The organism is Nesterenkonia aethiopica (genome assembly GCF_039534665.1).
GTDB lineage: Bacteria > Actinomycetota > Actinomycetes > Actinomycetales > Micrococcaceae > Nesterenkonia > Nesterenkonia aethiopica.
Map to the genome: position 1 here is coordinate 23,509 of NZ_BAAAVT010000005.1, position 22,050 is coordinate 45,558.

General features: G+C 67.4%; 19 protein-coding genes. 10 read left to right on the forward strand and 9 right to left on the reverse strand.

The annotated features are described in order from the left end of the window. Window positions 1-220: 220 nt before the first annotated feature. The 3 genes from ABD658_RS04470 to ABD658_RS04480 all read right to left on the reverse strand — a co-directional run bounded on the left by ABD658_RS04470 (window position 221) and on the right by ABD658_RS04480 (window position 3,720). Window positions 221-1,882, reverse strand: coding sequence for an ABC transporter permease (locus ABD658_RS04470; RefSeq protein ID WP_344684504.1), 1,662 nt, complete (start codon window positions 1,880-1,882; stop codon window positions 221-223). A gap of 6 nt (window positions 1,883-1,888) precedes the next feature. Beyond that, window positions 1,889-2,821, reverse strand: coding sequence for an ABC transporter ATP-binding protein (locus ABD658_RS04475; RefSeq protein WP_344684506.1), 933 nt, complete (start codon window positions 2,819-2,821; stop codon window positions 1,889-1,891). 95 nt (window positions 2,822-2,916) lie between these two features. Then, window positions 2,917-3,720: a TetR/AcrR family transcriptional regulator gene (locus ABD658_RS04480; protein WP_344684508.1), complete on the reverse strand. Its 804-nt coding sequence runs from the start codon at window positions 3,718-3,720 to the stop codon at window positions 2,917-2,919. A 510-nt stretch (window positions 3,721-4,230) separates the two neighbouring features. Here ABD658_RS04480 and rpmH point away from each other — a divergent pair. The 8 genes from rpmH (at window position 4,231) to ABD658_RS04520 (ending at window position 11,849) form a co-directional block, all read left to right on the forward strand. Continuing rightward, on the forward strand, window positions 4,231-4,368 hold the full coding sequence (rpmH, locus tag ABD658_RS04485; RefSeq protein ID WP_083277696.1) for a 50S ribosomal protein L34: 138 nt from the start codon (window positions 4,231-4,233) through the stop codon (window positions 4,366-4,368). Window positions 4,369-4,535: 167 nt separating this feature from the next. After that, window positions 4,536-4,970 carry a ribonuclease P protein component gene (locus tag ABD658_RS04490; RefSeq protein WP_344684511.1) on the forward strand — a complete coding sequence of 145 codons (435 nt, stop codon included), beginning with the start codon at window positions 4,536-4,538 and terminating at the stop codon, window positions 4,968-4,970. After that, window positions 4,960-5,490 carry a membrane protein insertion efficiency factor YidD gene (yidD, locus tag ABD658_RS04495; protein ID WP_344684513.1) on the forward strand — a complete coding sequence of 177 codons (531 nt, stop codon included), beginning with the start codon at window positions 4,960-4,962 and terminating at the stop codon, window positions 5,488-5,490. The genes ABD658_RS04490 and yidD overlap by 11 nt, the downstream gene beginning before the upstream one ends. A gap of 30 nt (window positions 5,491-5,520) precedes the next feature. Further along, on the forward strand, window positions 5,521-6,486 hold the full coding sequence (gene yidC, locus ABD658_RS04500; RefSeq protein WP_344684515.1) for a membrane protein insertase YidC: 966 nt from the start codon (window positions 5,521-5,523) through the stop codon (window positions 6,484-6,486). Further along, the gene (locus ABD658_RS04505) at window positions 6,486-7,154 is read left to right on the forward strand and encodes a Jag family protein (protein ID WP_344684517.1); all 669 of its coding nucleotides are present in this window, start codon (window positions 6,486-6,488) and stop codon (window positions 7,152-7,154) included. The genes yidC and ABD658_RS04505 overlap by 1 nt, the downstream gene beginning before the upstream one ends. A 95-nt stretch (window positions 7,155-7,249) precedes the next feature. Beyond that, window positions 7,250-8,020 (forward strand): 16S rRNA (guanine(527)-N(7))-methyltransferase RsmG, encoded by a 771-nt coding sequence (gene rsmG, locus ABD658_RS04510; RefSeq protein WP_344684519.1) that lies wholly within the window; start codon window positions 7,250-7,252, stop codon window positions 8,018-8,020. 278 nt (window positions 8,021-8,298) lie between these two features. Continuing rightward, the gene (locus tag ABD658_RS04515; protein ID WP_396954367.1) at window positions 8,299-9,192 is read left to right on the forward strand and encodes a ParA family protein; all 894 of its coding nucleotides are present in this window, start codon (window positions 8,299-8,301) and stop codon (window positions 9,190-9,192) included. 1,115 nt (window positions 9,193-10,307) lie between these two features. Beyond that, the gene (locus tag ABD658_RS04520) at window positions 10,308-11,849 is read left to right on the forward strand and encodes a ParB/RepB/Spo0J family partition protein (protein WP_425574469.1); all 1,542 of its coding nucleotides are present in this window, start codon (window positions 10,308-10,310) and stop codon (window positions 11,847-11,849) included. Window positions 11,850-11,976: 127 nt separating this feature from the next. Here the strand turns inward: ABD658_RS04520 and trxA are convergent, their stop codons facing one another. The 5 genes from trxA to ABD658_RS04545 form a co-directional block, all read right to left on the reverse strand. Next, on the reverse strand, window positions 11,977-12,303 hold the full coding sequence (gene trxA, locus ABD658_RS04525; RefSeq protein WP_085437859.1) for a thioredoxin: 327 nt from the start codon (window positions 12,301-12,303) through the stop codon (window positions 11,977-11,979). Window positions 12,304-12,343: 40 nt separating this feature from the next. Beyond that, the gene (gene trxB, locus ABD658_RS04530) at window positions 12,344-13,348 is read right to left on the reverse strand and encodes a thioredoxin-disulfide reductase (RefSeq protein WP_344684526.1); all 1,005 of its coding nucleotides are present in this window, start codon (window positions 13,346-13,348) and stop codon (window positions 12,344-12,346) included. A 152-nt stretch (window positions 13,349-13,500) separates the two neighbouring features. Then, complete coding sequence (locus tag ABD658_RS04535; protein ID WP_344684528.1) at window positions 13,501-15,477, reverse strand: hypothetical protein; 1,977 nt, start codon at window positions 15,475-15,477, stop codon at window positions 13,501-13,503. 122 nt (window positions 15,478-15,599) lie between these two features. After that, window positions 15,600-17,339 (reverse strand): murein biosynthesis integral membrane protein MurJ, encoded by a 1,740-nt coding sequence (murJ, locus tag ABD658_RS04540; protein ID WP_344684530.1) that lies wholly within the window; start codon window positions 17,337-17,339, stop codon window positions 15,600-15,602. Between the two features lie 9 nt (window positions 17,340-17,348). Next, window positions 17,349-17,894 (reverse strand): NUDIX hydrolase, encoded by a 546-nt coding sequence (locus tag ABD658_RS04545; RefSeq protein WP_344684533.1) that lies wholly within the window; start codon window positions 17,892-17,894, stop codon window positions 17,349-17,351. Window positions 17,895-18,006: 112 nt separating this feature from the next. Here ABD658_RS04545 and ABD658_RS04550 point away from each other — a divergent pair, with 112 nt between their 5' ends. Both ABD658_RS04550 and ABD658_RS04555 read left to right on the forward strand, forming a co-directional pair. After that, on the forward strand, window positions 18,007-19,431 hold the full coding sequence (locus ABD658_RS04550; protein WP_344684535.1) for a CCA tRNA nucleotidyltransferase: 1,425 nt from the start codon (window positions 18,007-18,009) through the stop codon (window positions 19,429-19,431). A gap of 96 nt (window positions 19,432-19,527) precedes the next feature. Continuing rightward, a complete protein-coding gene (locus tag ABD658_RS04555) occupies window positions 19,528-20,406 on the forward strand; it encodes a 5'-nucleotidase, lipoprotein e(P4) family (protein WP_344684537.1) in 879 nt (292 codons plus the stop codon). A 111-nt stretch (window positions 20,407-20,517) separates the two neighbouring features. Here the strand turns inward: ABD658_RS04555 and ABD658_RS04560 are convergent, their stop codons facing one another. Further along, window positions 20,518-21,933 carry an APC family permease gene (locus tag ABD658_RS04560; protein ID WP_344743973.1) on the reverse strand — a complete coding sequence of 472 codons (1,416 nt, stop codon included), beginning with the start codon at window positions 21,931-21,933 and terminating at the stop codon, window positions 20,518-20,520. Window positions 21,934-22,050: the final 117 nt, after the last annotated feature.

Here is a 22,050-nt window from a genome sequence, read left to right on the forward strand (position 1 = left end):
GGGCGGTGCGTCGAGTCTACTGCCCTGGACGCTGAGCCGTCAGTCGGAAGGGTGGGGAGATCCCCGTGATCATGCGGGCGGCGGGGCCACGTGATGGGTGACGGATGATGCGGGGAGACATGTCCCCGTACAGCCTCCGGGGGCCGCTCCTCCGCGCAGGGGACGAGCAGCCCCCGGTCCTGTGGAATGGGCTGTGGAAATGTGGAGAACGGTCAGCGGCTCATACTCGGTTGACCTCGCGTCGACGCCACCCGAGCAGGCCGAGCACCAGGCCGGCCACGCCGAGGGTGCTGAGCCAGAGGACGGGGGCCAGGGTGATGTCCTCCACCGGGTGCTGAGCCAAGTGACCGAACACGTTCAGGTTCAGCACCGCGTCCGGCAGGTCCAGCATCGGACCGAAGTTCGTGGCAATGCCGGAGAAGGCGATGATGACCCAGCCCACGGTGCCCGCGATCCGCGGCACCCAGCCGAACAGGGCGACGACGATGCCCACCACGGCCAGCACCGCGGGGAACTGATGCAGCCCGGCCAGCAGCAGGCTCCCTGTGTGCTCCAGGTCGCCGAGCGAGGCGCCCGCCCCCACAGCAGTCCCCAGACCCACCAGCAGGGTCAGGGCCAGCAGTCCGCCGAGGAGGACCGCCAGATGCGCCCCCAGCCACGTGGTGCGGCTCATGGGCAGCGAGAGGGCGAACTCGGCGCGGCCGTGGACCTCCTCGCTGCGCAGGACCTGCAGGCCGCTCACTCCTGCGGCGGCCACGAAGATGGCCAGGAACAGCGACATGTAGGCCAGGTAGCCCAACATGAGGTCGTCCCCCGTCATGATCATCGCGACCTCTTCAGGGAGCCCGTCTGCGGCGTCGACCATCGATTCGGCATAGCTGCCGAACATCAGGGCGGCCAGGACCAGGGCGATGGCCCAGCCACGGAGCATCCCGTGCAGAACTCGCAGGGCCATGCCGACCGGGGTGCCCAACGACGGCCGGGCGGTGGCCCGTCCGAGCCGAGGGGGCACCAGGCTGGCGCCCACGTCACGCCGGGTGCTGAGCCAGAAGCCCAGGGCGACCGTCCCGGCCGCCGCGACCAGCGGCAGCAGCAGCGGCCACCAGCGGTCCTCCACGTAGGGGGCTGTCTGCTGGGACCACGCCAGCGGGGAGAACCAGGACAGCGCGCTGCCGCCCTGCTCCACCATGTCACCGCCCATGCGGATCAGATAGGCCAGGCCCAGGAGTCCCCCGGCCATGGCTGAGGCTCCCCGTGAGGACTGGCTCAGCTGGGCGGCCACCGCGGCGGCTCCCATGAAGAAGAGGCCCACGGAGAAGCCCCCTGCGGCGACCAGGGCAGTTCCCGCCGCGTCATAGCCGGCGACTGGACCGGAGGCCACCCAGACGAGGACGGCCGCGCCGGCGTTGGCCCCGCCGGTGAGCAGCAGGGCGGCGGTCAGCGTCGCATGCCGACCCACCACATTGGCCCGCACCAGTTCGGCCCGACCCGTCTGCTCCTCCGTCCGGGTGTGGCGGACCAGCAGGAAGACGCTCATCAGGGCGAAGAGGATGTACAGGAAGAGCACGTACCCGGCGGCGTAGAACCGCTCGAAGGACGGCTCGTCCATGCCGAAGGCGGGACCGGTCATCATGCGGCCGACGGGGTCGCTGAAGAGCACCGCCATCTGCGCGAGCTCCTCGACACCGTCGGCGATGACCTGGATGGCGTTGGAGAAGTACAGGGCCATCAGGCCGATGCCCAGCACCCAGATGCTGAGCCGAATGCGATCCCGGCGCAGCATGAAGCGCAGCAGCGACCCGGTGCGGGCCAACGGTGCGACATCGGTCGGAGCTGGGGAGACGGAGGTGTGCGGCAGGGTGCCGCTCGTGGTCTCAGGCATGGCGTGTCACCCCTTCTGCGCGCCCTCGGCCACACTGCGGTGGCCGAGGTCCTCGCCGTAGTGACGCATCAGCAGCTGCTCGAGCGTCGGCGGATGGGCCACCAGCGACCGGACCCCGAGCGGTGCGAGCTGGTGCATGAGGTCTTCGACGCGTTCGCCGTCGACCTCGAAGATGATCCGCTCCCCTTCGGTGCGGAAGTCATGGACTCCTGACTTGCCGGCGATCTCCCCGGCGGGTCGGGCCGTCTCCACCTCGATGGTGGTGCGGGTCATGTGTCGCAGCTCAGAGAGCGTGCCGGATTCGACCACCTGGCCGGCGCGGATGATCGAGATTCGGTCCGAGAGGGCCTCCACCTGAGCCAGGATGTGGCTGGAGAGCAGGACGGACCGACCGTTCTGTGTGGCCTCCTTGATGGTCTGCTGGAAGACGACCTCCATCAGAGGGTCGAGACCGGCCGTCGGCTCGTCGAGCAGCAGCAGGTCGACATCGGAGGCCAGGGCGGAGATGAGCGCGACCTTCTGACGGTTGCCCTTCGAGTAGGTACGGGTCTTCTTCCGGGGGTCCAACGCGAAGCGCTCGATGAGCTCGTCCCGGCGGGCCGTGGAGTACGGACCTCGCAGCCGGAGGAACATGTCGATCACTTCACCACCGGTCAGGTTGGGCCACAGCTCGACGTCGCCGGGCACATAGGCCAGCCGTCGGTGAAGGGCGACGGCGTGGCGCCACGGGTCCCGCCCGAACATCTCGACGGTGCCGGAGTCGGCGCGCAGCAGACCGAGCAGCACGCGCATGGTGGTGGACTTCCCGGCCCCGTTGGGGCCGAGGAAGCCATGGACCTCGCCGGTGGCGATGGTCAGATCGAGCTCGTCGAGGGCGCGCACGGCGCCGAAACGCTTGACGAGCTTCTCGGTGCGGATGACCGGAGGGTTCTCACTCATCACGCCTGGTCCTTTCGTGGGGCCCGCGGGTGGCGGGCGGAGTGTGATTCCCGGACCGGGCGACGACGGTGTCCTGTGGTGGGGAGCTGCCCGGGTCAGGGCTGGTGGTCGATGTCGGAGGGAGTGTGGCCGACGGGGGTGTCGTCGGCGGTCGGCTCGGGTTGGGTCTCGCGGAGCTGCCGGGCGAGCTCCCCGTACACCTCGGCGTTGAGCACCGGGCGGGTGTAGAGCTCCAGGACCGCGGACATGTAGGGGGCCAGATCCTCGGGAGAGTCCTCCAGCGGACTGGCGCCCAGCAGGCGCTTCATCTGCTTGTGCAGCATCAGGGCGCCGAAAGACTGCAGGAGCATCACCACGGCTCGGTTCCTGGGATTCGCACTGGGGTGGATCAGGCCGATCCGTTCGGCTTCCGCGGTGTACTCCAGTGAGTCCTCCACCAGACGGTCCATGAGGGCGTCGATCTCGTCGCCGCCGGCCAGGAAGGCCTGCAGCAGGTAGTGGATGATCGGGCCCGAGGCCTGGATGGCCTCCATCACGTAGTTCCGCGGAAGGGCGGGCCGAGACCGGGCGATCGATTCGCTCTTGAACTGGTAGAAGAGCTCCGCGACCCGTTCGTCGCACGCCTTGCGCAGACCGGCCTTGGAACCGAAGTGGTGGATGACCAGGGGCGCGGAGACGCCGGCCCGCTGGGCGATCGCCTTCAGGCTGGTCCCGGAGAAGCCATGCTCGCCGAACAGCTCGATGGCCGCGTCCAGGATGCGATCGGCGCCGGAAGTCTCCGCGGCTTCTGTGTCCTGTGCGGGCGGGGAGGTGTTGCCGGTGCCGGTGACGTTGTGACTGGCGGCGGCGGTCCGGGGGTCGAGCCCGTCGCGCTCTGAGTCCGTGCTCGGGGTGACCATGTGGACCTCCTCGGGAGTGGGGCGACGCATGCTGAGGAACGAACGCGGTGCGCCGGACGGAACATCGACTGAACGTACGTTCAGCCCTGCTGGAACGACGCTAACTTAACGTTCATTCAGTGCACAAGAGCCCGGCGCCAGAAATTGCTGTGACGTCCCTGCCGAAGGTCTCGGATCCGTATGGTGGGGCCTCTCCACGACTGTGGAAGACGTGTGGAGAACGCCGAGCTTCTGCACAGGCTTATGCACAGCAGTGGATAAGTGGTGTAGGGTGCGCCCTCCGCAGATGCGAGGCCGTCCGCCTGTCGGCAGGGCCCGACTTGACGACGCGCCGATGCGGCGTCTAGTGTTGACAGGTCGCTCTGAATGGCGCATGCCCTCTGGCGTGCCCGGACCGAGGGGACACCGACTCAGGCGTGCGGGGACGAGACTTTCGGCCCGCCGCAGTTGGAGCCGACCAGACGGTTCGGTCTCCACCGAAGACTTCGAACCATCCAGTGGGAGTACACAGTGAGCAAGCGGACTTTCCAGCCGAGCAACCGCCGTCGCAGCCGCAAGCACGGCTTCCGTTCTCGTATGCGCACCCGTGCCGGCCGTTCCATCATCTCGGCACGCCGCAGCCGGGGCCGCAAGACGCTCTCGGCCTGATCCACGTCAGCTGAGCCGCCCGACGGCTCAGGGCGGCGCCTTCGCGTCGCCGCACCCACGGCCCGTCCCGTTCGAGGGTACGGGCCGTTCGTGCATCTGGGGCCTCGGATTCGGCTCGCCCGGCCCCGAAGGCCAGCCCCAGCCCGACCGACCGGAGGACATCGCGCATGCTTCCCCGCCGTCATCGTGTCACCGTGGCGTCGGACTTCCGTGCCGTCACGAGGGCCGGTGGACGGGCGGGAGGATCATGTGTGGTGATCTCCGCCCGGCTGGCGGACCGGCCGAACCATCCCGGTGATCCAGCGCCGGGGGTCGGCCCCGACGCCACGGCATGGCGCTGTGGATTCATCGTCTCCAAGGCGGTGGGCAACTCCGTGGTTCGGCACCGTACCCAACGGCGCCTGCGGCACATCATCTGGGACATCATGCGCGAAGGTTCGGTGGAGGTGCCCGAGGGGGCGCGGCTCGACGTCGTCGTCCGTGCCCTGCCGGCGGCCGTGGAGGCGGCCCACGACGAGCTGATCTCGGAAGTGCGGTCGACGCTGCTGCGTGCGGTGCGCAAGGCTCGCCGTCGTCGGGAGGGGGAGCCCGATGCGGGATGACCGTCCGAGCCGCGATGCGGGTCCGGAGTGGGTTCGGCACAGCGACTACTACGTGGCCGTTGGGGAGACCCCTGGTCTTCCCCGGACGCAGCCGAACGCCCACGAGGTCCGCAGCCAGCACTGGGGCAGGCTGCGCCGCCTGCCGTCGCAGCTGCTGGGAGCCCTCCTGAAGGGCTACCGCCGCGTCATCTCTCCGCTGTACGGTCAGGTCTGCAGCTACTACCCCAGCTGTTCGGCCTACGGGCTGGAGGCGGTCACGGTGCATGGGGCGGTCAGGGGCTCGCTGCTCACCGCTTGGCGGATCCTGCGCTGCAATCCCTTCACCGGTGGCGGAGTGGACCACGTGCCGGTGGGCAGGCGGATTTGGCCCCGGGGGTCAGCACCGTCGATCATAGAGACAAACCATCCGCCGATCCCCCTGGACCACGACTGCGCCGACGACGGGCGCGCACCGAGCGATGCGGAGGCGCCCGCCTCGCAGGGTGAAGGCGTGCATCCAGCAGACTCCGGGCAGCGCTGACCATGCCCGGGCCGACGACTTGAGAGACATATGGGCTTTTTCGACACACTGATGACGCCGTTCACCTGGGCGGTCTCCTTCATCCTGAGCTTGTTCCACACAGCTCTCACTTTCCTGGGGCTGGACCCCGAGTCCGGCTGGAACTGGACCCTCTCGATCATCCTGCTGGTGATCGTCATCCGTGTGATCCTGATCCCGCTGTTCGTGCGGCAGATCAAGTCCCAGCGTGGGATGCAGATCATCCAGCCGGAGGTGCAGAAGCTCCAGGCGAAGTACAAGGGCAAGAAGGACCCGGTCTCCCGGCAGGCGATGGCCCAGGAGCAGCAGGCGCTGTTCAAGAAGCACAAGGTCAATCCGTTCATGACCTGCCTGCCGCTGCTGGCTCAGATGCCGGTGTTCTTCGCCCTGTTCTGGATGCTCAACCGTATGCGTCAGGAGCAGTACCAGCAGGACGGCTATGGGGCGCTGAGCGCTGGTGAGGTGCAGAGCTTCGACGGCTCGGAGCTGCTCGGCGTCGGCATGTCCGACATCTTCCTGCCCTCCTTCCAGTCGGACCCCACCGAATGGCATGTGGTGATCATGACCTCGATCATGATCGTGGCCATGGTGCTCACCCAGTTCTTCACCCAGAAGCAGCTGATGAGCAAGAACATGTCTGAGGCCGCCCTCCAGGGCCAGTTCGCCCAGACGCAGAAGATGATGCTCTACATGCTGCCGCTCGTCTTCGTCATCGGCGGTGTGAACTTCCCCGTCGGTGTGCTGATCTACTGGACCGCCACGAACTTCTGGACGATGGGCCAGCAGTGGTGGGTCATCCGGAACAACCCGACGCCGGGGTCGCTGGCCGAGAAGGAGCTCAACCTGCGCCGCGCAGCCAAGGGTCTGCCGCCCATCAACGAGAAGCCCGAGTCCACGCAGGAGGACAAGCCCAAGCCGACCGGCAAGCACCGCGGTCAGCAGGCGCAGCCTTCGAAGAAGAAGAGGAAGAAGAAGTGATGAGCCAGATGCAGACTGAGCACCCCGTGGAGTCCGAGGACGTGCAGCCGGCAGACGAGACCGCCGAGCAGACCGTGGAGGCGGCCGGCTCCTCCGCAGGGGCCCCATCGGAGCCGCTGGTGGACGCCGATGACACCGACGACACTGAGGGTGGAGACGGGGCCGAGGGTGGAGACGGGGCCGAGGGTGGAGACGGGGCAGACGGCGGAGACATGGACGAAGGTGACATCGCCGCGGACTATCTCGAGGAGCTGCTGGACATTGCGGACCTCGACGGTGACATCGACATCGAGATCCGTGGGGACCGGACGTTCATCTCCATCGTGGCCGAGGAGGGCGGAGATGAGCTCAACGACCTCGTCGGCCCCCAGGGCGAGGTGCTCGACGCGCTGCAGGAGCTGTCCCGGCTGGCCGTGCTGACTGCCACCGGCGAACGCACGCGGCTGGTGCTCGACATCGCAGGCCATCGCGAGCGACGGCAGGTGGAGCTCAAGAAGCAGGCCGACGACGCCATCGCCGAGGTGCGCGAGCACGGTGAGGATGTCCATCTGGAGCCGATGAGCGCCTACGAGCGCAAGATCGTCCACGACTTCGTGGCTGAGGCGGGACTCGTCAGCGAATCCGAAGGTGAGGGCAAGCGTCGTCACGTGGTGGTCTCCGCCTCCTGAGGGAGCGGACCTCCACCGACGGAAGGCATCGCGCGCATCGATCGATCAGCAGACCGGCAGCCGGCATGACCCGGCGGACATCAGGGGGACGCAGGATGACTCGACCGCAGCATGAGGACCTCGGCGACGTCGAGGCTCAGCGACGTGCCGCTGACGCTGAGGCCGCCGCACACGTACACGGGGACGAGCCTGCGCTGTCCGGTGCCCAGGAGGGCCACGGGCCCGCCCAGGAGCCCCCGGAGCTGACCGCGGCGGAGCGTCGTGCCGCGGAGGTGCTGTTCGGGGAGCGTCTGCCGCTGGCGGAACGGTACGTGGAGCACCTGTGCGGCACGGGGATCGAGCACGGCCTGCTGGGTCCCCGGGAAGTGCCACGCATGTGGTCCCGGCATGTCCTCAACTGTGCGGTGCTGGGTCCGGAGCTGCCGGCCGGCGGCACCGTGGCCGACGTCGGCTCCGGAGCCGGCCTGCCCGGAATCGCCCTGGCCCTGGCCCGGCCCGATGTGGGCTTCCAGCTGATCGAGCCGATGGAACGCCGTGTCCAGTGGATGGACGCGGTGGTGAAGGACCTCGGGCTCGACAATGTAGAGTTGATCCGGGCGCGTGCCGAGGAGGTCACCGACGAGGTGATGGCCGACGTCGTCACCGCACGCGCCGTGTCAGCCCTGAAGAAGCTCATTCCCCTGACAGTTCCGTTGTTGGCGGACGACGGTGAGCTTCTGCTCCTGAAGGGCCGCAGCGTGGACCAGGAGATCACGGCGGCACGCAAGCTGTTCTCCAAGCATCGTCTGGGCCGTCCCGTGGTGGAGCAGCTGGGAGAGGGACTTCTGGAGGAGACGACGACGGTGTTGCGCTGCCCGCGCCGTTGACATCGGCGTGTCCGCCACCGGGGCGCACCGTCACCGGAATGCGAGGACGCGCGGGCGGCCGACCTCGACCTCACCTGGAAGTTGCGGATGCCTCCGGTCAGGGGCGTGTCCTAGACTGCTGGAGGTGCTGACCGCTGGGTCGGCGCCGATGATCGTCGGATCCTTGGGAGGGATGACCTGTGGCGAGCCAGGACAGAACACGCGGCACCGGCGCGTCGACGGGCGAAGCGGCGCAGCAGGCCGCCGAGACCGCCCGTGGATCATCGATCCTCGACGGCATGGACGCGTCATCGCCGCTGGCGGCGGAGCTGGCTGACGAACGGCGACGGCGGCAGGTCCTCTCTGCGACCGAGCTCCAGCGCCCCGAGACCACCCGCACCATCACGGTCTCCAATCAGAAGGGTGGGGTGGGGAAGACCACGACCACGGTGAACCTCGCCGCGGCTCTGGCTGACCAGGGATTCCAGGTCTTGGTGATCGACATCGACCCCCAGGGCAATGCCTCTACGGCACTGGGAGTCCCCCATTCGGCAGACACGGACTCGATCTATGACGTCCTGATCGACGACCTCTCCCTGGCCGACGTCGTGGCCGACTGTCCTGACCTGGACCGGCTGCAGGTGGTCCCGGCGACGATCCACCTGGCCGGCGCAGAGATCGAGCTGGTCTCCCTGGTGGCGAGGGAGCAGCGTCTCCAGCGCGCACTGGACCAGTACCACCGGTACCGCGAGGAGCAGGGGCTGGAGCGTCTGGACTATGTGTTCATCGACTGCCCTCCCAGCTTGGGCCTGCTGACCGTCAACGCGTTTGTGGCGGCGCGGGAGGTGCTCATTCCCATCCAGTGTGAGTACTACGCGCTGGAGGGTCTGAGCCAGCTGCTGAACAACATTCAGATGATTCAGAAGCACCTGAATCCCCCACTCACCGTCTCGACGATCGTGTTGACGATGTACGACGGTCGCACACGTCTGGCCTCACAGGTAGCCGAGGAAGTCCGCGAGCATTTCCCGGAGGCCGTGCTGGACACCCTCATCCCTCGCAATGTGCGGATCTCGGAAGCCCCCTCCTACCAGCAGAGCGTGATCTCCTACGATCCCTCCTCGACGGGCGCCCTGGCGTATCTGGAGGCCGCTGCGGAGATCGTGACGCGGGGAGCAGCCTCCCAGCGCTGATGACGGCCGCGTCATGGTTCCTTCATGGGCGTGGCGCCGAGAGTTCCACGTGAAACGACGGTCGCCGGCGTCGGCTCACATTGTCATGAGTCATCTTCTTTTGGATCCTGTCCCCACGAGCCGCCTGGCGAGGGGCGAGCCAAGAGCTCCGACCGCGTCTCGTGTGCCCGGGCCAGTCCCCGCGAAGGCGCAGGCGATCCACGTGGAACAGGACTGGCGGGATATCAGATCGTCCCATGCGATACCCCGATTCCCAGGACGTCCTCGGAGCTGGTGACCTCGGCGGTGTCGTGTTCTGTGCGCTGGGAGCCCGTGCACTTGGGTGCCTACCGATCTGGCCGGGGGAAAGAGGGAGCGGATCAGAATCGGATGCTGCGGTCCCCTGCACCCCTGCACCCCGGCAGCTGGACGGTGAGACGTGACGCTTAGTTGGAGGCCCGTTTCACGTGGAACGCCATCGCATCCCCGGCCGTGCGGCCGGATCGACTGCGCTGCCTCTTCCCGAACGCTGCCCTTCGAAGATCAGGGGCCATCACACCAGCGTCCGCTCGCCGTGAACAGTGAGGGGTGCCGTGCCGGGCGCAGGGCGCCCAGGACGTCGGGTGTTCAGTCGAGGCTGTTTCACGTGGAACGATGCGATTCGGCGCTTCTCATGAGAAGTCCTGAGATGATGGTCCGCTCGTGCGGAGACACTGCCGGAGGGGTACCGCGGCACAGGCGGTGGCGAACGCGGCGCAACGGCGGGCTGATCCGAGGCCGACGGTTCCACGTGAAACCTTGCGATCCATGGCAGAGCGGAGAGGTGCGCGATCCCCCGGAGGTGACGCCTGTCGCGGCTCTGTATACGCACCTGGGAGTCGTCTCTGGTGGCGACATGAAGCGCCCTTCCGAGTCGCGCAACCCACACAGGAGGACCTCCGAGAAGGATGCGGGCCTCGGAAGAGGCATCCATCTCTGCTGGTGCGGCCCTCCCATCATGTCAGCCCCGCCGGCTGTGACATCGTTCCACGTGAAACGCTGGGTTGAAGGCTGCAGGAATGATCTCTGCTTCGGGCCGTAGAATAGTCCACGGTCCGGAACGTGGTGAGCCGGCGAGACAAGGAAGGTGGCCTGCAATGGCAGAGCGGAAGAGGCGGGGGCTGGGTCGGGGTCTGGGCGCCCTGATCAACAGCGACTCCCAGGAACAGGAGGCACTGGCCGGTGAGAACCCCGGTGCGGACGACGTTTCACATGAAACCTCCCCCGGTCAGGCGCCATCAGGTGCTGAGCCTGCCGGATCCCCCGTGGAGCGAGGGCATGAGGCGACGGCCCCTCTGGATGGGCGAGTCGACGAGGAGCCGAGCGACGATCATGACATCGGCGCTGCGCGGCAGAGTGACGGTCCATCCGCTCCGGAGACCCCCGACCACGTGAATGATGACGCAACTCAGGGGGCGAGTGTCGCTGAGACGCCGGAACGACCCATTGACGTCTTCTTCTCTGCGAAGTCACACTTGGGCACCCAGCGGGTTTCACGTGGAACACGTCCCGGAGCGAAACCCACCACCACCAGCCGACGATCTGGCGCCCGTCGTGCCCAGATGCCGGACGTGATGAGTGAACGCCAGTCCGCACGCACGGCCGGATCCGCTGACTCTCCCGTGAGCAGTGCCTCCCTGCCGGCCTCAGCGACGGTCCGTCCGGAACCTACAGCTGCTGGCTCTGATGCCAGCACGATCGACCACAACGGCGGACGCGGATCTGGGGCGCAAGAGGCCGAGGAACGGGTCGAGTCGGCGGTGGAGCCCCAGCATGCCTGGACGGAGGCCGTCAGCCAGAATGGGCACGGGGGCAGCGTGGATGGTGCCGAGTTCCGTTCCGTCGCCGTGGGGGCCATCCAGCCCAATCCGCGACAGCCCCGCACGGAGTTCGATGAAGAGGACATGGCGGAGCTGGTGCATTCCGTCCGCGAGATCGGTGTCCTGCAACCGATCGTGGTCCGCGAGGTGGGTCCTGAGCAGTACGAGCTGGTCATGGGAGAGCGTCGCTGGCGCGCGAGCATGGCCGCCGAGCGCATGACCATCCCCGCTATCGTGCGGTCCACTCGGGACGACGACCTCCTCCGTGATGCCCTGTTGGAGAACATCCACAGATCCCAGCTCAATCCCCTCGAAGAGGCTGCCGCCTATCGTCAGCTTCTGGACGACTTCAATTGCACTCAGGATGAACTGGCGGAGAAGATCGGTCGCTCACGTCCGCAGATCAGCAACACCTTGAGGCTCATGAAGCTGCCTCCGGCGGTCCAGCGCCGGGTAGCCGCAGGGGTCCTGAGCTCCGGTCACGCGCGGGCGCTCCTGGGACTCTCAAGTGCTGAGGAGATGGAAGAGCTCGCTAAGCGGATCGTGGCTGAGGGTTTGTCGGTCCGGGCGACGGAGGAAGCTGTGACCATGGCGCAGCAGAACCAGGGGAACGGTGTTTCACGTGGAACCACACGGCTGCCGTCCACCGCGCGTTACCAGCAGCTCGATGAGTACGCCGACGCCCTCACGGATCGTCTGGACACCCAGGTGAAGATCACTCTGGGAGCGAAGAAGGGACGGATCGCCATCGACTTCGGCTCGATCGAAGACCTGCATCGCTTGATGGAGATGATCGGCCAGCGAGAGCAGGTGAGCTGATCCCGCGAGGTGCGTCCCACGAGGGATGAGCTTCGAAGGGCAAGCCCACGACAGAGGGCCCCCAACAACCTTCAAAGGTTGTTGGGGGCCCTCTGTGTGATGCCAGGGAACCCTGGCGGAGGCGGGGTCAGCCGAGGAAGTCGGCGAACTCCGTCTCGAGCGCCTGCTTCGGCTTGGCACCGATCGAGGAGATCACGTGCGCGCCATCCTTGAAGCCGTAGATCGCCGGGATCGATGTGATGCCGAACTTGGCTGCGATGGCCGGGTTCTCATCAACGTTGACCTTCACGACCTCCACGCTGTCCGCGTGCTCAGTCGCGAGCTCCTCGAGCACTGGGCCGACCATGCGGCACGGACCGCACCACTCGGCCCAGAAGTCGACGATCACAGGCTTGTCGGCCTGCAGCACGTCCTGGTCGAAACTTGCATCGGTGACACTCTTCAACTCTGCCATGGTGTCTGTCCTTCCGTTGATCGGTGGATTGTCTTGGGGGTCAGGAGGCGGACTCGGCACCAGCGCCGACCAGCCCTGCGGCATCAGCGGCGTCGGAGTCCGCCGCGTCGGCGAGCCAGTGCTCGACGTCGAGAGCGGCGACGCAGCCGGAGCCCGCCGCGGTGATGGCCTGACGATAGGTGGGGTCCAGGACGTCGCCGGCGGCGAAGACGCCAGGCAGTGAGGTCTTCGAGGAGCGTCCCTGGACCTTCACGGTGCCCTCGGACGTGAGCTCGAGCTGGTCCGTGAACAGCTCAACTCGGGGGTCATGACCGATAGCTACAAACAGTCCTGTCACCTCGAGGGAGGACTCGGTGCCGTCGACCGTGTTGCGCAGCTGAAGGCCCGTCAGCTTGCCATCGCCCTGCACCTCGGTGACCTCGTGGTTCCAGAGGAACTCGATCTTCTCGTTGGCCTTGGCGCGGTCAGCCATGATCTTGGAGGCCCGCAGCTCATCCCGGCGATGGATGACCGTCACCTTGGAGGCGAACTTCGTGAGGAACAGTGCCTCCTCCATGGCGGAGTCGCCTCCTCCGACGACGGCGATGTTCTGCTCGCGGAAGAAGAAGCCGTCGCAGGTCGCGCACCACGATACACCGTGGCCTGAGAGCGCCTTCTCGCCGGGGACACCCAGCTCGCGGTAGGCGGAGCCGGTGGCCAGGATGACCGCACGGGCGTGGATGACCTCGCCCGAGCCGATCGTGATCTCCTTGATCCGCTGGTCCAGTTTCAGCTCAGTGGCGTCCTCACGGCGGACGTCGGCACCGAAGCGAGCGGCCTGCTCCTCCATCTTCATCATCAGATCCGGGCCCATCACGCCCTCGGGGAAGCCGGGGTAGTTCTCCACATCAGTGGTGTTCATCAGCTCGCCGCCGGTGGTGACGGAGCCGGCCAGCATCACCGGGTTCAGGTTGGCTCGGGCGGTGTAGACCGCGGCGGTGAAGCCGGCGGGGCCGGAGCCCACGATGACCACATCGTGGACCTGGTCGGGAATCTGTTCAGTCACGTCTGCTGAGTCCTTCGCGTCGAAAGTGCGCCGGGGCAGGGCACCGGTCCGGGATCTGTTCCGAGTGGTGAAACCACCCGGTGGGCATGAAAATTCCAGGCGGTGTCCCGCCCAACCCTGAGCAGGAGCGCGATGTCAGGGCCCTCGGAAGGTCACTCCACGACGATCTGCGCCACCTGGAGGTTGTACGGCAGCTCCGGGTTGTCCGGCTCGGCACGCTGCGGCAGCTCGGTGGTGTTGATGATGACGTACTGGCCCTCGGCGCCGTCGTCGAGCTCCACTGTGGTCTCGTTCCAGTTCCAGGTGCCCGATCCCACCTGCTGGGCGCCGTCGAGGCTGGCGGAGTCGTTGACGAGCACCTCGAAGGAGCCGCCCTCGGCGTCGCCCTGCTGGGTGATGGTCACCGCGGAGACCTCGGCAGGCTCCTCGAGCTCCAGGACGAGCGCCATCTGGGAGGTGATGCCGCCGAAGCCGGCTGACCCGAAGTTCAGCGTGTTCCAGGAGGTGGAGGTGTCGTCGTCGATGAGGTTCGGCAGCAGCGCGTCGGTCTCATCGTTCAGCCCGGGATCGCTGGTGACCAGGCGGGTCGCCTCGCTCACCGCGATCGGGCCATCGGTGCTCTCGTCTTCCGCGTCCTGACCCTCGTCCGCGCCGTGTCCGCGCTCGGCGGTCTCGTCATTCTCCTCCGCGGGGGCGTCGTCCTCGCCGCTCTCCTCCGGCTCCTGGGCGGCGTCGTCGTCGGCGGTGGTCTGCGGGTCGTCTCCCCCGCGCAGCGCGAGGAAGGCGACGACGGCGGCGACCAGGACCACGGCGACCAGCAGACCCAGCCCGATCCAGCGCCCTGCCCCGGCGCGGTCCTTCGACTCCGTGTCATCGGCCCCGGCGGCCCCGGGAGCTGCGGGAGCGGCGGCGTCCTCCGGGGGGAGTTCCGCAGAGCTGGCGTCCAGCGCAGGCGCGCCCGCGGGCGCACCAGCTGCGGGGAACGAGGTACGGCGGTCCTCGGAGACTGCTGAGATGAGACCGGTGAAGCTGGGGCTGCCCTCGGTCTGTGCCGGTGCGGCGGCGGTGCCGGCCGGCTGATCCGAGGCCTGCGGGTCAGCAGGGCCATAACCCGGCACCGGCTCCTCCGGTGGGTCGTCGACGACCTCCTCGCCGTCGTCCTCCGCCGGAGCAAGGGAGACAGGTGCTCGGGCAGGGGCTGCCGACGCCTGGGCCGCGTCCTCCTCGAAACCGAAGGGACGCAGGGCGCCGGTGGCGTCAGCGGCGACGCCGAACTGGTCGTGAGCGTCAGCCTCAGGGCTGGGTTCCACGACCTCCATGTCCGCATGGAGGTCCAGCGCGGGCGGCTGCGGAGCCTCTGTGGGCTCTGAGGGCCGGGCCGGATCGTCCGCGGCAGAGGCAGTCGGCTCGCTGATGGAGGACTCGCTGGGGGAGTGCCCGCTGGGAGCCGACCCCCGAGGCGAGGTCGGGCCGCGGAGGGCGGCGGCGCCGGAGTAGACCGGTCCCGACGGTGCCGGGGAGTCTGGAGACGACTGGGCGTCGTCGGAGGGTGAGGGTTCCTGGGCCGCCTGCCGCCTGTCGGCATCGCGGTCAGTGCCCAGCCGACGGTTCAGCGACTCGGAGACCTTGTTGAGGAACGCCGGACGACGGCGCGAGCGGGCCCCGGACTCCTCCGGCGACTGGTCAGCGTCAGGTGCCACGTCCTGCAGGCCGGCGTAGTACTCGGCGTCGTCCTCGAAGGTCTCCGGCTCCATGACGCGGGACTGACCGAAGATCTCCGAGCCGAGCGAATCGGTGAAGAAGGGCTCCACATACGGTGCGGCATCGGGAACCACGAGATCCAGCAGGTCATTGGGGTGGGTCTGAGTGGAGATCAGGTAGGTGCGGTCCTCGGTGAGGCCGAGGTCCAGGACCTGCACCTCCGAGCTGCGTTCCCCGGTGGCGAGCTCTCGGGCGGAGGTGGCCACCTGCTTGGCGTTCTGGGTGGACGCCAGCAGGATGCTGACTCCGCGGTTCAGCACCTGGTCGATGCCCTCGAAGACGATGTCCTGGTCCGCAGAGGTCACCACATGGTGCGTGATGCGGTAGCGACCTCCCACCACATCGCCGATGCCGAACGGCTGGGCCACGAATCCTCCTGCGTCAGTGATGCTCGATGCGAGCGCTCCACGGGGCGGGCGCCGCCGTCCGGAGGCGCCTGGCGGCCGTGGCACGCCGGCGCCCCTCCAGGTGCGCCCTTCTGGGGGCCAGCCTACCGGCTCAGACGGCGCAGAGCCGGGATTCTGCGGGACAGCGGCTCGATGACGTCGGCGAACTCCTTGACCCGCATGGTGCGCAGCATGAGCACGAAGACCACGCTCATCACCGCACCCACCACGGCGCAGGTCATCAGGGCCGCCGGGATGGACTGCCAGGCGAAGCCCCAGGAGTATCCGCCCATCGCCCACAGCACTGCGGCGCCCGCCAGCCCCGCGATGACGGCGGCCCACCCGGAGCGGGCATAGGCCGCCACCACGGTGCGCACGTCATAGTCGCCCCACCGGCGGACCACCCACATGTGGCACAGCACGTACTGGACCACGTGGAACAAGGAGAACAGGCCGATCACCAGGAACGGGAGCACCTCATTGGGCAGGACCAGGGCGCCGCCGTAGGCGCAGCCCAAGCACAGCGCGGCGATGATCGTGTGCACCAGCATTGGGGTGCGGGCGTCCTCAGCCGAGTAGAAGACGCGCATCAGGTAGAAGTTCGCCGAGCGGAACGGCATGCCCAGCGCCAGCAGGATCAGCAGCTGACCGATGGCCGCACCGGAGAGGTGGGCGGTCTCGGCGGAGCCTCCGAAGAGCCGTCCCAGCGGGCCCGCGAGGACGATCACCGCCACCATGGAGAACATGACCGGGATCGCGAACAGCCGCAGCCCCTCGTTGATGATCTCCCGGGCCCGGCCATACCGACCCAGATCCATGGAGCGGGCCAGCTGGTTGAACAGCACGGTGGCCAGGGACAGCACGAACACCGAATGCGGCAGCACGGTGATCAGCTGGGCGGTGTTGGCGGCGTACTCGCCGGGGACGGAGGCGCCGCCGTCGAGCATCTGCTCACGGCTGGCCGTGGCGCCGGAGATCAGCCGCATGTAGAGCAGGTTGGCGATGTTGCTGATCAGCATGGTGGCCAACGTCCAGGCGGCGATCTGCCCCGTGGAGCGCAGGCCCATGCCCTTCCATCCGAACTTCGGGCGGATGGGGAAGCCGATCTTCATCAACGGCCAGATGAGGATGACGGCCTGGGCGGCGATGCCGATGGTGTGCCCGGCGGCCAGCCAGACCGTCTGCTGAGTGGTCCACTCGGCTGCCTGATCGGTGCCGGCGGTGAAGCGGCCGAACATCACGATGTAGCTGCCGATGACGCCGATGGCGATCAGGTTGTTCAGCACCGGGGCCCACATGTACCAGCCGAACTTGGCATTCGCGTTGAGGATCTGCCCGATCACCGCATAGAGGCCGTAGAAGAACACCTGGGGCAGGGTCCAGACGGCGAAGGCGGTGCCCAGGGCGAGCATCGGCTCCGTCCAGTCCTTGGTGAGCGCGACCATCAGCGGATAGGCGGCCAGGGTGAGCAGGATCGTGAACGCCCCCAGGACGATCACCGAGAGGGTCAGCAGGCGGGACGTATAGTCCGCTCCCCGGTCGGGGCGTTTGGCGGCCTTGATCAGCTGTGGGACCAGCACCACGTTGAACATGCCGCCGGCCAGGAGCATGTAGATCACGTTGGGGATCGTGTTGGCCTTCTCGAAGACGTCGGCCACCAGGGCGGTGGAACCGATCGCCACGGCCAGCAGGGCGGTGCGGATGAAGCCCAGGACGCGGGAGATCAGGGTGCCGGAGGCCATCAGGGCGCTGGCGCGCGCCATGCCGCCCTGGGGGATGTGGGTGTCGGCGGGCTTGTCGCCGTCGTGCTGACGGCGGTCCTGGTCCTCGGAGGTGTGCGGCATCGGCGACGACTATAACGTGTCCGCGATGACCTGCTGGGCAGCGTTGACGATGCGTCGTTCATTGGGGAACGAGAGGGTGCGCTCCAAGTCGTGCAGGTTCACCCAGGCGACGTCCACGGCCTCATGGTCCGGATCGTTCTCCGTGGTGAGCTCACCGCCGACCGCCTCCAGCAGGAAATGATGCACCGTCTTGTGCACCCGGTGGGTGGGGACGGTGAACCAGTACTCGATGCTGCCCAGCGAGGTCAGGATGGAGCCGGCGATGCCGGTCTCCTCCTCCACCTCGCGCACGGCGGCCTGTTCGAAGTCCTCATCGTTCTCCGGGTGCCCCTTGGGCAGGCACCATTCGAGGCGACCTCCACGGTTGTACCGGGCGATGATGGCCGCCTCGAAGCCCTGTGCGGCCGGGCGGATCACGACGCCGCCGGCGCTGACCTCTTCGACGGTGGGGAGGTGCCCGCCGCCGCGGGGCGGCTTCGGGACCGGCACACGACGGGAGCCCATCGACACCGTCAGCGGCGTCTGGGGTTCGTCGCCGGTCTCCGTTCCGTTCATGGTGACTACTCTAACGGGAAGCGGCTCGCGCTCAGCGCCTCCTGAGGTTCTCCGCGGCGTGCTCTGCACCGGAGCCGAGGAGCGGTCGCGCCTGTGGGAAACTGTCTCTGTCATGCCTTATCTCCCTGCTGGATTTCCCGACGGCGCCTGGCTGCCCGACGTCGTCGTCGCACTCGGTGAACAGTTCGCCTCCCACGGCCATGAGCTCTCCCTGGTGGGCGGGCCCGTACGTGACCTCTTCCTAGGGCGCACCTCCCCCGATCTGGACTTCACCACAGATGCCACCCCGGATCAGATCATCGCCGCCGTCGCCGGCTGGGCGGATGCGCACTGGGACATCGGCCGGGACTTCGGCACGATCGGGATCCGCAAGGGCGACGACACCATCGAGGTGACCACCTACCGGGCGGAGGCCTACGACCCGGCCTCCCGGAAGCCGCAGGTGCAGTTCGGCACGGACCTGGCCGATGACCTGGTCCGCCGCGACTTCACGGTCAATGCGATGGCGCTGCGGCTCCCCTCCTTCGAACTGGTCGATCCGCATGGCGGGGTGAAGGACCTGGTGGCGCAGCGGCTGCGCACTCCGTCCACGCCGGAGGAGTCCTTCTCCGACGACCCGCTGCGCATGATGCGCGCCGCGCGCTTCGCCTCCCAGCTGGGGCTCGAGGTCGCCGCCGACGTCCGCGCGGCCATGACCGCGATGGCCGGAAGGCTGGAGATCGTCTCCGCGGAACGGGTGCGTGAGGAGCTGGTCAAGCTGATCTGCGGGGCGCATCCACGGATCGGAGTGGACCTGCTGGTGGAGACCGGTCTGGCCGACGTCGTGATCCCCGAGGTTCCGGCTCTGAAGCGCACCGACGACGAGCACCGCCGTCACAAGGACGTCTACCAGCACTCCCTGCAGGTCATGGACCAGGCCGCCGGCCTGGAGACCGACGACGACGGTCCCGTCCCCGGCCCGGACTTCATCCTGCGCTTCGCAGCCCTGATGCACGACGTCGGCAAGCCGAAGACCCGGCGTTTCGAACCCGGCGGCGGGGTCAGCTTCCGGCACCACGACGTGGTCGGGGCCAAGCTGACGCGGAAGCGGATGCAGGCGCTGCGGTTCGACAAGGACACCATCAAGGCCGTCACCCGGCTGGTGGAGCTGCACATGCGGTTCTACGGCTACGGCGACGCCGGCTGGAGCGACTCGGCGGTGCGGCGCTACGTCACCGACGCCGGCGATCAGCTGGAACGGCTGCACCGGCTGACCCGCTCCGACGTCACCACCCGCAACCGGCGCAAGGCCGAGCGGCTGGCCCACGCCTATGACGACCTCGAAGAGCGCATCGCGGTGCTCGCCGAGCAGGAGGAACTGGCCAAGATCCGGCCACACCTCAACGGCGAGCAGATCATGGATGTCCTGGGGATCCCGCCCGGACCGCAGGTGGGGAAGGCGTACTCCTTCCTGCTGGAGCACCGGATGGAGAACGGTCCGGTCGCAGAGGACGAGGCTGTGCGGGTGCTCAAGGACTGGTGGGCGCAGCAGGAGTGAGGTCGAGACCTGCCCCAGCCGACTGCCATTCCATACCGGCGCACCTTGTGAGAACCTGATCGTGGACTTGGTATACCGCGAGAGGGGAGTCGACTCATGAAGAAGACACTGGCTGGCCTGGGGGCCTTCGCACTGCTGGCGACCACGGCCTGTGCTGACGGCGAGGAGGGCGCTGACGTCGACGAGGACGTCAACGACGCCGCTGAGGCTGCAGACACCGATGATGCTGAGGGTGACGACGGCGCCGCCGCCGACGACACCGCCGCTGATGACGACTGCGACGTCCGGGAGTTCGCGATGGCTCTGCGGTGGCAGCAGCAGAGCGCTGAGGCCAAGACGCTGCAGACCCAGACCTTCCGGCTCGCCGCCGAGCGCCTGGAGGAGCTCGTCGACGAGGCTGACGGGGAGGATCTCGCCCTGATCTCCGACCTGGACGAGACCGCCGTGGACAACACGGAGCTGCTCGCCCGGGACATGGCCGAGTGCCATGGCTACTCCGATTGGGAGACCTGGGATCACTGGGAGCGTGAGGGCATCGCCCGGGTGATCCCCGGGGCCCTGGAGTTCTTCGAGCGCGCCGACGACCTGGGCGTGACGATCTTCTACCTCTCCGACCGCACGGAGGACAACTTCGACGACACAGCGGCCATGCTTCAAGAGCTGGAGTTCCCGCAGGCTGACCAGGAGGACCAGATCCTGCTGCTCGGACCGCCCAAGCAGGAGCGCCGGGAGTCCGTGGAGGCTGACTACGAGCTGATCATGCAGCTCGGCGACACTCTGCATGACTTCCATGAGGGCTATGCCGGAGCTGACCTTGAGGAGCAGCACGAGCTGATCGAGGAGCACGCCGACCGGTGGGGCAATGACTGGTTCGTCCTGCCCAACCCGACCTACGGCACCTGGGAAGAGGCCGAACTCGAAGAATGGGACGCCGAGATGGAGTTCGGCACCTACGACGACGAGGGCAACCACTGAACACCTTGAGGTGCTGAAGACGCAGAAGATCGGGGGCGGTCCGCTGGTGCGGGCCGCCCCCGATCGGTGTCACCGGATGTCACCGGGTCACCCTTCGCCTCCGGCGGAGTGTCACGTGGTGACGCTGGACCCCTGCGCAGACCCCGCGGACTCCTGGACGGTGCCAGGAGGCTTCCTGATCTCCTCCAGCGGGGTCACCTCGAAGATCCCCTTCTTCATCACGAACTTCACCCAGACCACCGAGTAGATCGCGGTGATTCCCAGGAGGATCAGGACGGTGGAGTAGATCTCGGCGGCCTGGTCCGCGTCTCCTGAGATGTTGGCCATCACGAACAGCATGCCCAGGATGCCCACCACCTGGAATGTGAGGCCCAGCGGTGAGCGGAATGAGCGCTCGGCGTGGGGGTGACGGATGCGCAGGACGATGACGTTCAGGTGCGCGATGATGTAGGCCAGCACCCAGCAGAACACGCTCGCCAGGATGAAGGTGATGATCGACTCTCCGTCGGTGAATCCCGTGAGCAGGAAGAGCACGAACATCACGCCCAGCACCAGGACGGCGACCCAGGGGGCTCCGAAGCGGTTTCGGCGAGCGAGGATCGAGGGCATCTCACCCTCTTCGGCTTGGGCTGCCAGCATGCGCGGGATCGCGATCATCAGGGTGTTCAAGGTGCTTGCAGTGGCCAGGAACGTCATGATGCCCATCCAGAGCACCCCTACAGGACCTGCGAGGGCCTCGGCCGCCAGTAGGTGTGGGTTCGGACTGCCTGCCAGCTGCTCGGGGAGCAGATAGTTCAATGCACCGAATCCGAACAGGATGTCCGCGGCGAAGATGATCAGCAGGCCCAGGATCATCGCCAAGGGGAGGTAGAGCCGAGGCCGTCGCAGCTCCTCGGCCAGCGGCGTGATGAACTCCACGCCGATGAAGAGCCAGAACGCCAACGCCGTCAGGGACAGCACTCCGGCACCCAGGGGATTGATGGGCAGCTCCGTGGTGACCGGTTCTCCCGCACCGAGGCCGGTGAGACCGATGATGCCGAGAACAGCGATGGAGAGGATCAGCGCCGTCGCCAGGATGATCTGGACCGCGCCGTAGACCTTGACGCTGAAGATGTTGACCACCACCAGTGCCGCCACGAAGAGCAGTGAGATCAGCAGAGGCTCTGCGTCGAGTCCGAACACGTCGCTGACCACCAGACCGGCGATCCCGGCCTCGGCGCTTCCGGCGAAGAGCGTGACGAGCACATAGCCGCTGATCACCGCAATCATGCTCACAGTGGAACCCAGGGCAGGAGCGGTGTACCGGTTGAGCCCGCCGGCTCGGGGAATCATTCCTGAGAGCTCGGCGAACGAGAATGCGACGCAGAGGTTCAGGGCGAAGGCGGCGATCATCGCGATGATGAATCCGCGCCCGCCCAGACCGAAGCCTTCGCCCAGAGAGACCATGGCGCTTGAGCTGACGACGATGCCGACCGCCGTGGCGATGGCGGCCCACAGGCCTATTTTCCTTGTGGGGGTGGTTGACATGCTGTTCCTCCGATGAGGCAGTCGGGACGCGGGGTGCTTCCGCGGCGCTCGTGGAGCCCGAGCTGCGGTCCGTCAGTCGGGTCGCGACGGTCGCGCGTGGGCAGTGCACTCCGTGTC